We start from the raw sequence: 15,054 nt of genomic DNA, 5'->3' as shown, positions 1-15,054 counted from the left end.
TAAAAATAAGAATAATATCACTTTATTAATTTGGGCCTACCAAACAATTTAAACTTTAATTAAAAGTTATAGTTAAACGGTTTCTCATATTTTAGAGCCGTTATTTTGGTTTTTAATTTTTTAATTACATTTTTTTTATATCTTTAACACTTTAACTAATAAAAATAAGATCACGACAATGAAAAGATTATTTTCAATCCTAGCCATAGTATTTTTAATGGCATTTGGTACAGCTAACGCAACTACAAATGCAGCTACTGTTGCAGCTACAGTTGTTACAACCACACAAGAAACAGTAGCAGAAGATGGTGCTGAAGAAGATTTAGGTTTTCACCAAGAACTTAAAAAGCGTTTTATTGAAGGTGGGCCAGCATTTATGGGCATCGTATTATTATGTTTAATTCTTGGTTTAGCAATCGCTATAGAGAGAATTATCTTTTTAAACCTTTCTACAGGTAACTCTAAAAAATTAGCTCAAAATGTTGAAGAGGCTTTACAGTCTGGAGGTATTGAAGCTGCTAAAGAAGTTTGCCGTAATACAAAAGGACCTGTTGCTTCTATTTACTATCAAGGTTTAGATAGAGCAGATGATGGTTTAGAATCTGCAGAAAAAGCTGTTGTAGCTTATGGTGGAGTTCAAATGGGACAATTAGAAAAAAACGTATCTTGGATTTCTTTATTCATCGCCTTAGCACCAATGCTTGGTTTCATGGGTACAGTAATAGGTATGATTCAAGCTTTCGATAAAATCCAGTCTGCAGGTGGAATGGATGCTACATTAGTAGCAGGAGGTATTAAAGTAGCCTTATTAACTACTGTATTTGGTTTAATTGTTGCAATTATATTACAAATCTTTTACAACTATATCGTAGCAAAAATTGATAATATCGTTAACGATATGGAAGATGCTTCTATCACCTTAATGGATATGTTATCGAAGCATAAAAAATAATATTAACTAATTTTAAAAACTGAAAGAATATGCATAAGATTTTAAAAATAGTTTTAGCAGTACTTGGTGTTGCAGGTATCATTTTCTTAGCACGAATCGTTGCTGCAGGAGATGAAGCTGTAAAAGCATCTGCCGCTGCAGGAGATACTTCTTTGATTGAGCCAATGGCTTGGATTGCATACTTAGTATTAGCAGTAATTGTTGCTCTAGTATTAATATTTGTAGTTGTAAACCTTTTCTCAAGCGGAGAGACTTTAAAGAAAACTTTAATGAGTGTTGGAGCTTTTTTACTAGTTGCTGTTATAGCTTACGTTTTAGCAGAAGGAGTAGAAACACCAATGCAAGATGGAAAAATATTATCTGAGTCTGGCTCTAGATGGGTTGGAACTGGATTATACGCTTTCTACATACTAGCAATAGTATCTGTAGTAGTAATGTTAGGAACAGGAATTAAAAAAATGATTAAGTAATTATGGCAAAAAGATCAGCACCAGAAGTTAATGCAGGCTCTATGGCTGACATTGCTTTCTTATTATTAATTTTCTTTCTAGTAACTACAGATATCGCAGTAGATTCTGGTTTAAGTAGAAAGTTACCTCCTATTGAAGAGAATCAAGATGATATTGTTATAAAGCAAAAAAATATCTTTGCTTTAAATGTTAACGCAAACAATCAATTATTCTTAAAAGCTGGAGAAGACGAAAAACTTATTGAACTTAAAGATTTACGTGCATTAGCCGTTAAATTTTTAGATAATGGTGGAGGAACAGGTAAAGATGCCTGTAAGCGTTGTAGAGGTGCTAAAGATCCTAAATCATCAGATAATTTTCAAAAGGCAATTATCTCTTTGAGTAACGATAGATTAACTAAATATAAAACGTACATAGCTGTACAAAATGAAATTTTAGCAGCTTATAACGAATTACGTAATCGTGAGTTTAAAAGAGAATATCCTAAATTAGGTATGAACTTTGTTGAAGCAAATGAAAAGTATCAAGATGCTCAAACAAAACCTAAAGAGAAGGAAGATTTAAAAGAGAAATTAGAGGCTATTAAATTATTAGTACCTCAAAAATTCTCTGAAGCAGAAACTAAAAATATATAGATCAATCTAAATTATGTCTAAATTTAAAAAGAAAAAAGATGGTGGTTTACCACCAATTTCAACAGCATCTTTACCAGATATCGTATTTATGTTACTATTCTTTTTTATGGTAGCTACAGTTATCAAGGAAGATAATTTAAAGATTGAAAATAAATTACCTTCTGCAGATCAAATAGAAAAGCTGGATAAAAAATATCCTATTAGCTACATCTATATTGGAAAACCAAATCCAAATTACATAGATACTTATGGTAGTGAAGATCGTGTACAGTTAAATGACGCTTTAAGAAGTGTTGATGATGTACAAGCATTTATTGCTGCAGAAAGAGCTGCTTTAAGAGAAGAGTTAATACCTAAATTAACTGTATCTTTAAAAGTAGATAGAGAAGCTAAAATGGGAGTTTTAACAGATGTTAAGCAAGAGTTACGTAAAACTAACGCACTTAAAATTAACTATACAACAAGAAAAGGTGATGCCGTGTCATCACAATAATCTTTAATTGTTATATTATAAAAAGGCGTTTTGATTTTTTCAAAACGCCTTTTATTTTATATAAACTTTAGTTTATTTATCTTGTTAACTATATTATATAAAATCGAAATTATTGTTTATGCGCTTATTAATATTTCTATATACTTATTTTTTTTGTTTATCATTTAGTTGGGCACAAGTAGAAGAAAACACTAATAGTATAAAGGTTATAGATTCGCTCTATAAGGAGGATCAATTTTATGTTGGAGTAACTTATAATCTAATTGGTAAAAAGCCAGAAGGACTATCGCAAAGTGGCTTTTCAAGCGGTTTTCATTTTGGTTTCACTAAAGATATGCCAATTAATAAAAAACGTAACATTGCAATTGGCCTAGGATTTGGTTTATCTTTAAATTCGTTTAATCAAAACTTGCAAATAGCTAAAACAGATAGTAATAATCTTGAATTTAGTATTATAGATGATACAGATTATAGTAAAAATAAGTTTTCTACTTATATGTTAGAAGTGCCTTTAGAGTTTAGGTGGCGAACATCTACAGCGGTAGATTATAAATTTTGGCGTATTTATACGGGTTTAAAATTTGGTTATTTATTTGCCAATAAAACTAAATATGAAGGAGAACCTAGTAATATAAAATTAGCTAATTTAGATGTGTTTAATAAGTTTCAATACGGTTTATCTTTAAGTGCAGGATATAATACTTGGAATTTTTATTTTTATTATTCTTTAAATCCAATATTTAAAAGCGATGCAAAAATTGATGGTAAAACAATAGATGCGAATGCGCTTAAAGTGGGTTTAATTTTCTTTATTTTATAACCAATATTTTAATATAATTAATTGAGGTAATAAGCCTATAAAAAAACCAAAAATTAGTTCTATTGGTGTATGAGCTTTTAAGTGTAATCTAGAAGTTGCAATTGCACCTATTATAATGGCAAATATTGCTAATGATCCATTTATATTTTTACCAAAATGTAGTGACAAACCAATAGCAAACATAAATATTCCCGAAATCGCAATCATATGTATACTGGCTTTAAACTTCAAAAGCGCAAGTATTAAACACACTATGTTTGATATTAATATTCCTATAAAGAAAAAATACAATTCTATTATTTGTGTAGAAGGTACAACTCTTAAAATAATAAGTAAAATAATTACACTATTTAAAAATAATGGTATAATCCTTTCTTTAGTTGTTTTAAGATATATTGTATTTGTTTTACCTAAGGTTTTAAGTAAAAAGTAAACTAAAATTGGTAAAAGTATAGTTAGTATTGAAAGTGATAAAAGTTTAGCATTTCTTACTTCATCAGGCAAAAATCGAGGTGACTTTGAGAAATAAAAAATTGTGCCTAATACAGGCATTATTATAGGATGAAAGACAAAAGAAATGCTTTTTAAAAACCAATCTATAATGCTATTTGTGTTTTTAGGCATTATAATTCTTTTCTTAATCTTGCTACAGGAATATCTAACTGTTCACGATACTTGGCAACTGTTCTACGCGCAATAGGGTAGCCTTTTTCTTTTAAAATTTTAGCTAAAGCTTCATCTGTTAAAGGTTTCTTTTTAGGCTCTTCATCTATAACGGTTTCTAGAATTTTTTTAATTTCTCTTGTAGATACTTCTTCTCCTTGATCGTTTGTCATAGATTCAGAAAAGAATTCTTTTATAAGTTTTGTGCCATATGGCGTATCTACGTATTTACTATTTGCAACACGAGAAACGGTTGAAACATCCATTTCAATTTCGTCTGCAATATCTTTTAAAATCATTGGTTTTAAATTACGCTCATCACCAGTTAAAAAGTATTCTTTTTGGTAATGCATAATTGCACTCATGGTTACAAATAACGTTTGTTGACGTTGCTTAATAGCTTCTATAAACCATTTTGCGGCATCAAGTTTCTGCTTAATAAATAAAACGGCATCTTTTTGCGATTTAGATTTATCTTTAGACTCCTTATACCCTTTAAGCATATTATTATATTCTCTAGATACATGTAATTCTGGAGCGTTTCGTCCATTTAATGTTAGCTCTAATTCACCGTCAACAATTTTTATGGCAAAATCTGGTACAACATGTTCAATCATTCTAGTGTTTCCAGAATAACTTCCACCAGGTTTAGGGTTTAACCTTTCTATTTCATGTATAGCGTCTTTAAGTTGTATTTCGCTTACATCAAATTTTGCCATTAACTTTTTGTAATGCTTTTTAGTAAACTGCTCAAAAGCATTATCGATAATATTTAAAGCTAGTGCAACATCAGGATTTTGTTCTTTTCTATTAAGTTGTATGCTTAAACATTCTTGTAGGCTTCTTGCACCAACACCGGCTGGATCTAATTGATGTACAATGCTTAATACTTTTTCAATTTTATCTTCTGTGGTGTATACATTTTGTGTAAATGCAAGATCATCCATGATATCGCTTAATTCACGACGTATGTAACCACTTTCGTCTACACTACCTACTAAAAATTCTGCTATATCACGTTCCTCATCATCTAATCTATAGGTGTTAAGTTGGTTTTTTAAATGCTGTGTAAACGATGTTCCAGAGGCATATGGTATACTTTTTTCGTCATCATCTGCGCTATAATTATTAGCACTTGTTCTATAATCTGGAATTTCGTCATCGCTTAAATAGTCGTCAACATTAATGTCTTCACCAATAGTTTCACTTTCATCAAAATCATCATTACTATTATCAAAGTCGTCAAACTCATCGCTTTTTTCTTCTTTACCAGTGTCTAAAGCTGGATTTTCTTCTAGTTCTTGCTTTAAACGTTGTTCGAAAGCTTGTGTTGGCAACTGTATCAATTTCATTAATTGAATTTGTTGCGGAGACAACTTTTGCGATAATTTGAACTGTAGGTATTGTTTAAGCATATAGGTTTGTTAATTATACTATTGCGTAAGATAAATAGTATTTATTATAAAAATAAAAAAAACAATCTACAAATTTGATTTTAGTAGATTGTTTTAGTAATTATTTAAGTTTTATAATGCGTTTAAAACTCTGCGTTTTGTGGTGTTCTTGGATAAGGTATTACATCGCGAATGTTACTCATACCTGTTGCGAACATAACTAAGCGCTCGAAACCTAAACCAAAACCAGAGTGTACGGCTGTACCATATTTACGTAAATCTAAATACCACCAAAGTTCTTCTTCTGGAATGTTTAAAACAGCCATTTTTTCTTTTAAAACGTCTAATCGTTCTTCTCTTTGAGAACCTCCAACCATTTCTCCAATACCTGGAAATAAAATATCCATTGCACGAACGGTTTTTCCGTCTTCGTTTAAACGCATGTAAAATGCTTTTATATTTGCAGGATAATCAAATAAAATTACTGGACATTTAAAGTGTTTTTCTACTAAGAAACGTTCGTGTTCAGACTGTAAGTCTGCTCCCCATTCTTCAATTATATAATTGAATTTTTTCTTTTTATTTGGTTTAGAGTTTTTAAGAATGTCTATTGCTTCTGTATAGCTTACGCGTTTAAAGTTGTTTTCGGTTACGAATTTTAATTTTTCAATTAAACTCATATCACTTCTTTGTGCTTGAGGTTTTGTTTTTTCTTCGTCAGCTAAACGCTTGTCTAAAAACTCTAAATCTTCAGCATTATGTTCAAGAATATAAGAAATAACAGACTTCATAAAGTCTTCAGCTAAATCCATATTTCCTGCTAAGTCCATAAAAGCGACTTCTGGTTCAATCATCCAGAACTCAGATAAGTGTCTAGATGTATTAGAGTTTTCTGCTCTAAAAGTTGGTCCAAAAGTATATACTTTACCTAGAGACATAGCATACGTCTCTGCTTCTAATTGTCCAGAAACGGTAAGGTTTGTGTCTTTTCCAAAAAAGTTTTTAGAGTGGTCTATTTCACCTGCTTCTGTAAGTGGTGGATTTTTTTGATCTAATGTACTTACTCTAAACATTTCACCTGCGCCTTCTGCATCACTACCAGTAATAATTGGTGTATGCATGTAATAGAAACCGTTGTCGTTAAAATATTTGTGTATAGCAAAAGATAACGCCGAACGCAAACGCATAACCGCACTAAATGTATTAGTACGTGTACGTAAATGCGCATTTTCTCTTAAAAACTCAAAAGAGTGTTTTTTAGGTTGAATAGGGTAGGTTTCTGGGTCACTATCTCCTAAAATTTCTATAGCAGAAACAACTATTTCAACACTTTGTCCTTTACCTTGACTCTCTACTAATTCACCTTTAATGGCAACAGCAGCTCCAGTAGTAATACGTTTTAAAGTGTCTTCAGGAGTGTTTTCGAAATCAACTACACATTGTATATTATTAAGTGTAGAGCCATCGTTTAAAGCAATAAACCTTTTGGCTCTAAAGGTTCTAACCCAGCCTTTTATTTCTACTTCTTGTAGTGGTGTTTCTTTTAATAATTGTGCAACTGTTTTTGATGTCATTTGTGCTTAATTTTAATAACAAATATAATTTTTTAACTCATTTTATTCTTCTGAATCGCCTATAATTTCATCATCATTTTCAACAGGAATAATATTTATACTTGGTTTTTTTAGTATTTCTTTATTTGCAATATTACGTTCTAACGATAATAATAGCGATGGTAATAGCAGTAAATTTGATAGCATTGCAAAAAGTAAAGTTACAGAAACTAATGCGCCTAATGCTACCGTACCACCAAAACTTGAAATTATAAATACCGAAAAACCGAAGAATAATACTATAGATGTGTAAAACATACTTACTCCTGTTTCGCGTAAAGCAGCGTATACAGATTTTTTTATTTTCCAGTTATTTGCTTGTAGCTCTTGGCGGTATTTTGCCAAAAAGTGAATGGTATCATCTACCGAAATACCAAAAGCTATACTAAATACTAATATTGTTGATGGTTTGATTGGTACACCTAGATATCCCATTAATCCCGCTGTTACAACAAGTGGTAATAAATTAGGAATTAACGATACAATTATCATTCTAAACGAACGAAACATGTATGCCATAAACAACGATATAAGAACAATCGCTAGCGATAAGGATAGCGCGAGGTTTTTTACGAGGTATTTTGTTCCTTTTTGAAAAACTAAGGCTTTACCTGTCATGGTAACTTCGTATTTTTCTTCTGGAAAAAGCCTATCAATTTTGGTTAGTAAATTATCTTCAATACGCTCCATTCTATCTGTACCAATATCTTTCATAAAGGTTGTTATTCGTGCATATTGTCCTGTAGAGTCTACAAAGTTTTTTAGTAAATCTACATCACCAGAACTGGAGTTTTTTATATAGGGTAGTATAAAAGTTTCTTCTTGTTTTGTTGGTAATTGGTAGTATTTTGGATTACCATTATAAAAGGCTTGTTTAGAATATTTTACTAAACTAACAATAGAAATTGGTCTTGATAATTCTGGCGTTTCTATTATTAAGTCTTCTAAATCATTCATGCGTTTTAAAGTAGTAGACTTCATTACGCCTTTTTTACGTTTGGTATTTACTAGAATTTCCATTGGCATAATGCCGTTAAACTCACTTTCAAAAAACCTAATATCTTGAAAGAATTCTGTTTTTTTAGGCATGTCTTCTATTAAGCTTCCAGAAATTTTTATTTGGTAAATTCCTATAATACATGCTACTAATAAACCAATAGAAGTAATATAAATTGTAATACGTTTTTCTTTTACCATACGCTCCATCCAGTCTACAAAACCACCAATCCAGCGTTTATTTAAATGCTCTAAATGGCGCTCTTTAGGGTAAGGTAAAAAAGTATAAATTATTGGTATTATTAAAATACATAGTATAAATATGGCAATAATACTAAGCGATGCTACTACACCAAACTCTTTAAGTAACTTGCTTTCTGTGATAATAAATGTAGCAAAACCGGAAGCAGTTGTTACATTAGTCATTAAGGTTGCATTACCAATTTTTGTAATAACGCGTTGTAATGATTTTACTTTATTACCATGAAGTTTAACTTCGTGTTGGTATTTATTTATTAAAAAAATACAATTTGGTATTCCAATAACAATAATTAATGGCGGAATTAGTGCTGTTAGTACAGTGATTTCATAACGTAATAAGCCTATAATACCTAATGTCCACATTACACCAATACAAACAACAATTAAAGAGATAAATGTGGCTCTAAAAGATCTAAAAAATAAAAAGAATATAAGTGAGGTTACTAATAGAGCTGCCAAAACAAACATTCCAATTTCATCTACAATGTTTTGTGCATTTAGGGTTCTAATATATGGCATACCAGAAACTCTAACATCTAGTTTATAGGTGTCTTCAAAAGTTTTAACTTTAGACATTAAATTGTTTACAACAAAATCTTTACGCTTAGGTGTGTTTACTATATCTTTTTTAAGATAAAGTGCAGTTCTAATTGTTTTAGTGTTTTTGTTATAAAGAAAATTATCGTAAAAAGGATACTTGTTAAAAAGGTCTTCTTGAAGTGCATCTATCTGTTTAATAGATGAAATAGTATCTTTAATAAACGGTTCTAATTCAAACGTTTTAGCCTCTTGGTTTTTAACTAGTTTTTGTAAGTCTTTAATAGAAACAACTGTTTCAATTAAGCTGTCATCTCTAAAAGTTTCAGATAATGCATTCCATGCATTTAGTTTTTCTATTGTAAAAAGTGTAGAATCTTTAACACCAAGTACAATTAAGTTACCTTCTTCTCCAAAAATGTCTAAAAACTTGTTGTACTCTATATTTACTTCATGATCATCTGGAAGTAAATTAGCTTCTGTATAAGTAAAACGCATATGTTTCCATTGCGTACTTAGTAAAACAGTAATTATAATAACACTTAGAAGAATACCAATTTTATTGCGCAAAATAAGTCTTGCAACAATATCCCAAAATTTAGATTTTTTTAGTTTTGACATGTCATCTTTAAAGTAGGCGCAAAGGTATGGAAAACCATAGGATTATGCGAGTCAAAAAATAAAATTATAACGTAATATTAAATGTAAATTTAAAAGCAATATTATCTTCATTTTTTGGTAAGTGATAACCGCCATACCTGTAAGCAAAACTTACACCAAAACCAAAAAGAAGTTTGTTAAGTTCAAAACCAGATTCTGTATAGCCTTTATCTAGTGTGCCAAAAGTAATATTTTGATGTCTGTCTATATTTTTCATATCACCAATGGCATACCTTGTAATTAATACAAGTTGCGGATTAAAACCTTTAAAAATTTTAAAAGGCTTCACATAATGTTTGGCAATTAAAGTTGTAAACCTATCAGAAAAAAACTCATTAAAATACATGGTTTCAAAACTGTTTATACCAGCAACAGAAAAACGCTGTAAAATAGTTTCTTTGTTATTATTGTTTGGGTATGCGTGATATAAATGCGTTAATGGTGTATCGCCTCTAGCTATTCCAGCAGAAAGTCTAAAGGTTGAATAAGAATCTTTATTGTGTTTAATTTTATGAATGGCCTTAAAATCTACTTTTGAAAAGTTGAAATTTGCATCGAAAACATTTTTTAAATTTTTGGTATACTGAAACGAAAACTTTGGAAAAGCATCTTTTGTTATTTCGTTTTTACCATCTATAGTTTCAAATTCTGTAAATGGATCCCATTGTACTGATACAGTTGCGGTACTCATTTCAAACTGCTCAAAATTTTCACCATTTAGTACATACGAATAATTATATGTAGGTTCTACATTGCTAACAGCAAACTGTGTTTCTGTATATAATCTAGGGTTTATTTCGTGCTCAATACTTACCGTAGATGTTATGTGTTTATGAAACAACTCGATATTAAGAAGTCTGGGCTCAAAAAACGAAAACATTCTACCGTCTGTTAAAAAAGTACTACTTCCAGTTTCTTGCAAATCATCGTTATAATAAAGATTTAGCCAAGTTTTTGTTTCTGGATTTAATAATACGCCACCACCAATTTTGTATTTAAATCTATCGTCTGCAAAACCATAAACCACATACGAATCTATTCTAAATCGTTTAGAAAAAGAATCGTTAGTTACACCACCTAAACCAGTTCTAAAACCTTCATATTGATTAAACTTAACTAAATAACGTAAATCGAAATTCCAGATTTTTGTTGGAAAAAAACCGTTTCCTAATTGTTTTAATAATTCTGTAGACTTTGTAGTGTCACTAACTTTTAGGGTTTCTTCCTTTGGTGTTTGCGCAGTTAGGTTTATGCATAAACTAAAAAATAGTATAAAGATCAAATGTTTACCCATAAACTATTTAAGTAACGTATTTATAGAGTTTGATAGTACAGTTTTTATATTTGTTCTATAACCAAGCTCTTTTAAAACTATTTCTCCTTTTTGATTTATTACCATATTTGTAGGAAAGCTATTTACACCATAACTATCTATTACATGGTTAGCATTGTGAGCTAAAGTATAATTAAACTTTTTTGTATTTAAAAAGGTTTTAATTTCTTCTTTTGTATTAAAAGTAATGGCAATAAACTTCACCTTTTCACCTTTAAATTCTTGATTAAGTTTATTTAAATCTGGCATTTCTTGAATACATGGTGGGCATTTAGTAAACCAAAAATTTAATACAACTACATGACCTTTAAGGTTAGAGAGCTTAATTTTATTGCCTTTTAAATCTGTAACTAAAAAATCTAATGCTTTTTCTCCTGGTTCGAAATAGCTTTCAGGATTTTTTTCTATTAAAACAGGATTATTGTTTCTTTTTTGAAATACTACCGATTTTATTTTACCATTATCACCCACGTAAAAAAGTGGTTTATACTCTGGATTTGCCATAAGCTCCATTTGAGACATTGGTAATAATTGACCTTTTTCATTAAAAAGGTTAACATCTGGAGTGATAATTATCTCGGTAGTTTTTATTTGCGCTTCTGTTAATAAATGTTGATTTTTAGGAATAAACTTATAGTCTTGTGCTATACAAACTGTAGATAGCGTAAGAATAAAAAAGAACAATATAAGTTTTGTTAAGCGCATGCTTTTAAATAAGCTATAAAGTTACATTTTTTTGGCAAAAAAAAAGCGACAATTAAGTCGCTTTTAACGTTTATACTGTCATGATTTCGGCATCTTTATTTGCTAAGAGCTCATCAATTTTTTTAACAGATTTGTTTGTAAGTTCTTGTATGTCTGCTTCTGCGTTTTTTTGCAAATCCTCAGAGGCGTCATCAACTTTTTTAATATCGTTATTTGCATCTTTTCGTGCATTTCTAACACCTACTTTTGCGTCTTCTGCTTCTGCTTTTGCTTGTTTTCCAAGTTGCAATCTACGTTCTTCGGTTAATGGTGGTACATTAATTATTAATGATTCACCATTATTCATTGGGTTAAAACCTAAATTAGCAATCATTATTGCCTTTTCAATTTCTTGAATCATTCCTTTTTCCCAAGGTTGTATTGTAATGGTTCTACCATCTGGTGTGTTTACATTTGCTACTTGGCTTAACGGTGTTTTAGAGCCATAATAATCTACAACTACACTACCTAACATTGCTGGACTTGCCTTTCCTGCACGTATGTTTAAAAATTGCTTTTTTAAATGCTCGATAGCAGCGTCCATAGACTCTTTAGCGCTATCAATTATAAATTGAATGTCTTCGTTCATTGTTAAAATATTTATTACTAATTAGCTTATTTCAAGAATTAAGCCAAAATATATTTTGTTGTTTACTAGAGTTTTAAACCTTAATAAAGAATTTTAAAGTTTATGGTTTTTTCTAATAATTAATACTAAAGTAATACTTTTTAGAAAAAGGTTAGAATTTTTTTATAAACTTACTTGTGTTCCTATGTTTTCTCCAGAGACTACTTTCATTAAATTACCTCTTGTATTCATATCGAAAACTATTATTGGTAAATCGTTTTCTTGGCTTAAGGTAAATGCTGTTGTGTCCATTACTTTTAAACCTTTACGTAAAACATCGTCAAAAGTAATATGATCAAATTTTATAGCTTCGGCATCTTTTTCTGGATCTGCATTATAAATACCATCTACACGTGTTCCTTTTAAAATTACATCGGCTTCAATTTCTATTGCTCTTAATACGGCTGCAGAATCTGTGGTGAAATATGGGTTTCCTGTTCCGCCACCAAAAATAACTACACGTCCTTTTCGTAAATGGCTCATGGCTTTACGGCGTATAAATGGCTCTGCCACTTCGTTAATTTTTATAGCTGTTTGCAATCTTGTTTTAACCTCGGCATCTTCTAAAGCTTGTTGTAATGCTAAACCGTTAATTACAGTAGCAAGCATTCCCATGTGGTCACCTTGAACTCTGTCCATACCATTCATGGCTCCGGCAACACCTCTAAAAATGTTTCCGCCACCAATAACTATGGCAACTTCTATTCCTTTTTCTGTTACTGCTTTTATGTCTTGTGCATATTCTGCAAGACGTTCTGGATCAATACCATATTGGCGATTTCCCATTAAGGCTTCACCAGATAGTTTTAGGAGGATTCTTTTGTATTTCATGTGAGAATAAGAGTTTAGCAAAGCTACATAATTTTTTTATTTTTAAAATTGCTATTGCAGTAGAAATATTACTTTTTTTAGTTGTAATTTTTAAAGTATAAAAAAACCACTAGCTCTAAAAAAATAGAGTAGTGGTTTTTTATTATTTAATATTTTGTGAATTCCGCATCAAGTGCGGAATGACAAAACAGGAATTTATTATCCTAAAGAAACACGTTTAAAAGCAGTTACTTCAACGTTTTTAGACGCTACGTAATCTGCAACTGTTTGCTTTTCGTCTTTAATAAACCTTTGGTCAAGTAAACATTGTTCTTGATCTAAAGTTGTGTTATCGCTAACAAAACGATCCATTTTTCCTGGTAAAATTTTATCCCAAATTTGTTCTGGTTTACCTTCAGCTTTTAATTGCTCTTTTGCATCAGCTTCGGCTTGTGCCATAACTTCTGGAGTTAATTGCGCCATAGAGATGTATTGAGGTACGTTTTTTAAAGTTTTACCTAAACGACCTAATTCAATATTATCTTTTTCTATAACAGCAATTCTTGCTTCTGTTTCGCTAGCAATGTATGCTGGATCAAAATCTTTGTAAGATAAAGTTGTTGCTCCCATAGAAGCTACTTGCATAGCTACATCTTTAGCTACTTCTGCATTTTCTTGAGATAAACCTACTAATGCACCAATTTTGTTAATGTGCACGTAAGAACCAACGTAAGGAGCTTCTAGCTTCTCGAAAGCGTTGATTTCTAATTTCTCACCAATAACACCTGTTTGCTCAACTAGTTTTTCAGATACAGTCATACCACCAAAATCTGATGCTAAGAAATCTTCTTTATTATCAAAGTTGATTGCTTTGTCTGCTAATTCGTTAGCTAATGCTAAGAAGTTTTCGTTTTTACCAACGAAATCTGTTTCACATCCTAATACAATAGCAACACCAACAGTATTGTCATCATTTATTTTAATTGCAGCAGCACCTTCAGAAGAATCTCTGTCAGCTCTTTTTTCAGCTACTTTTTGTCCTTTTTTACGTAATACGTCGATAGCAGCATCAAAATCACCTTTAGCTTCAACTAAGGCTTTTTTACAATCCATCATACCTGCACCAGTAGCTTTTCTTAATTTGTTTACTTCTGCTGCTGAAATTTTTACATCACTCATAATATAAGTTAATTTAAAAAAAAGTCGTTCAATTTATTTCTGTAAAGAAAAGAATTAAACGACTTATAAATGTTTCGAAATTGTTATTTATTCTTCTTCTTCTTTAACTGCAGTCGCTTTTTTAGCTGGAGCAGCCTTTTTCTCGGCTTTACCTTCAGCTTTTTCAGCTTTTTCAGCTTTACGCTCGTTTAATCCACCAGTAATAGCTTCAGTAACATGCGTTAATATTTTATCGATTGATTTAGAAGCATCATCATTTGCTGGTATAACGTAATCTACTTGACGTGGATCTGAGTTAGTATCTACCATTGCAAAAATAGGAATGTTTAATTTTTGTGCTTCTTTAATCGCGATATGCTCACGTTTAATATCTACAACAAACAAAGCTCCTGGAAGACGTGTCATATCAACAATAGAACCTAAGTTTTTTTCTAACTTCGCTCTTAAACGGTCAACTTGTAAACGTTCTTTTTTAGATAAAGTTAAAAATGTTCCATCTTTCTTCATTCTATCAATAGTAGCCATTTTTTTAATAGCTTTTCTAATAGTTACGAAGTTAGTTAACATTCCACCTGGCCATCTTTCTGTGATGTAAGGCATGTTAATGCTACCTGCTTTTTCAGCAACGATGTCTTTTGCTTGTTTTTTTGTAGCAACAAATAAGATTTTACGACCAGAGGCTGCAATTTTTGCTAAAGCTTCTCCAGCTTCGTCAATCTTAGCTGCTGTTTTGTATAAGTTTATAATATGGATTCCGTTACGTTCCATATATACGTAAGGCGCCATGTTTGGATCCCACTTACGTGTAAGGTGACCAAAGTGTACACCTGCTTCAAGTAATTCTTTTACTTCTACTGCCATTTTGT

15 protein-coding genes are annotated in these 15,054 nt (G+C 30.9%); 5 read left to right on the top strand and 10 right to left on the bottom strand.

Annotation, left to right across the window (positions count from 1 at the left end; all coding sequences use genetic code 11):
• Positions 1–178: 178 nt before the first annotated feature.
• The 5 genes from BM549_RS04315 (at position 179) to BM549_RS04295 (ending at position 3,370) form a co-directional block, all read left to right on the top strand.
• Positions 179–952 (top strand): MotA/TolQ/ExbB proton channel family protein, encoded by a 774-nt coding sequence (locus BM549_RS04315; RefSeq protein WP_290469139.1) that lies wholly within the window; start codon positions 179–181, stop codon positions 950–952.
• A gap of 29 nt (positions 953–981) precedes the next feature.
• On the top strand, positions 982–1,422 hold the full coding sequence (locus BM549_RS04310; protein WP_290469138.1) for a hypothetical protein: 441 nt from the start codon (positions 982–984) through the stop codon (positions 1,420–1,422).
• Positions 1,423–1,424: 2 nt separating this feature from the next.
• Complete coding sequence (locus BM549_RS04305) at positions 1,425–2,057, top strand: biopolymer transporter ExbD (protein ID WP_290469137.1); 633 nt, start codon at positions 1,425–1,427, stop codon at positions 2,055–2,057.
• Between the two features lie 13 nt (positions 2,058–2,070).
• Complete coding sequence (locus BM549_RS04300; RefSeq protein WP_290469136.1) at positions 2,071–2,550, top strand: biopolymer transporter ExbD; 480 nt, start codon at positions 2,071–2,073, stop codon at positions 2,548–2,550.
• A 118-nt stretch (positions 2,551–2,668) separates the two neighbouring features.
• Positions 2,669–3,370, top strand: coding sequence for a porin family protein (locus BM549_RS04295; protein WP_290469135.1), 702 nt, complete (start codon positions 2,669–2,671; stop codon positions 3,368–3,370).
• On the opposite strand, the gene BM549_RS04290 is transcribed toward BM549_RS04295, so the two are convergent.
• From BM549_RS04290 to rpsB, 10 genes are all read right to left on the bottom strand, one after another.
• Positions 3,365–3,994 (bottom strand): hypothetical protein, encoded by a 630-nt coding sequence (locus BM549_RS04290; protein ID WP_290469134.1) that lies wholly within the window; start codon positions 3,992–3,994, stop codon positions 3,365–3,367. The two genes, BM549_RS04295 and BM549_RS04290, sit on opposite strands and share 6 nt — an antisense overlap.
• Positions 3,994–5,448 (bottom strand): RNA polymerase factor sigma-54, encoded by a 1,455-nt coding sequence (rpoN, locus tag BM549_RS04285; protein ID WP_290469133.1) that lies wholly within the window; start codon positions 5,446–5,448, stop codon positions 3,994–3,996. The genes BM549_RS04290 and rpoN overlap by 1 nt, the downstream gene beginning before the upstream one ends.
• A gap of 122 nt (positions 5,449–5,570) precedes the next feature.
• On the bottom strand, positions 5,571–7,001 hold the full coding sequence (gene asnS / locus BM549_RS04280; RefSeq protein WP_290469132.1) for an asparagine--tRNA ligase: 1,431 nt from the start codon (positions 6,999–7,001) through the stop codon (positions 5,571–5,573).
• Between the two features lie 42 nt (positions 7,002–7,043).
• Positions 7,044–9,455, bottom strand: coding sequence for an efflux RND transporter permease subunit (locus BM549_RS04275; RefSeq protein ID WP_290469131.1), 2,412 nt, complete (start codon positions 9,453–9,455; stop codon positions 7,044–7,046).
• A gap of 64 nt (positions 9,456–9,519) precedes the next feature.
• Complete coding sequence (locus BM549_RS04270) at positions 9,520–10,788, bottom strand: DUF5686 family protein (protein ID WP_290469130.1); 1,269 nt, start codon at positions 10,786–10,788, stop codon at positions 9,520–9,522.
• A 3-nt stretch (positions 10,789–10,791) separates the two neighbouring features.
• Complete coding sequence (locus BM549_RS04265; protein WP_290469129.1) at positions 10,792–11,532, bottom strand: peroxiredoxin; 741 nt, start codon at positions 11,530–11,532, stop codon at positions 10,792–10,794.
• A gap of 70 nt (positions 11,533–11,602) precedes the next feature.
• On the bottom strand, positions 11,603–12,160 hold the full coding sequence (gene frr / locus BM549_RS04260; RefSeq protein ID WP_013869327.1) for a ribosome recycling factor: 558 nt from the start codon (positions 12,158–12,160) through the stop codon (positions 11,603–11,605).
• Between the two features lie 162 nt (positions 12,161–12,322).
• Positions 12,323–13,030: a UMP kinase gene (gene pyrH / locus BM549_RS04255; protein WP_041301278.1), complete on the bottom strand. Its 708-nt coding sequence runs from the start codon at positions 13,028–13,030 to the stop codon at positions 12,323–12,325.
• 198 nt (positions 13,031–13,228) lie between these two features.
• Positions 13,229–14,188: a translation elongation factor Ts gene (gene tsf / locus BM549_RS04250; RefSeq protein ID WP_290469128.1), complete on the bottom strand. Its 960-nt coding sequence runs from the start codon at positions 14,186–14,188 to the stop codon at positions 13,229–13,231.
• An 87-nt stretch (positions 14,189–14,275) separates the two neighbouring features.
• Positions 14,276–15,049 (bottom strand): 30S ribosomal protein S2, encoded by a 774-nt coding sequence (rpsB, locus tag BM549_RS04245; protein WP_013869324.1) that lies wholly within the window; start codon positions 15,047–15,049, stop codon positions 14,276–14,278.
• Between the last annotated feature and the right edge of the window lie 5 nt (positions 15,050–15,054).

Origin of the sequence: Lacinutrix sp. MedPE-SW, assembly GCF_001874145.1 — a bacterium.
In the GTDB taxonomy this organism is placed as follows: Bacteria; Bacteroidota; Bacteroidia; order Flavobacteriales; family Flavobacteriaceae; genus Lacinutrix.
Note: the sequence above shows the minus strand (reverse complement) of the source record. Positions and strands in the feature narration are given on the sequence as shown.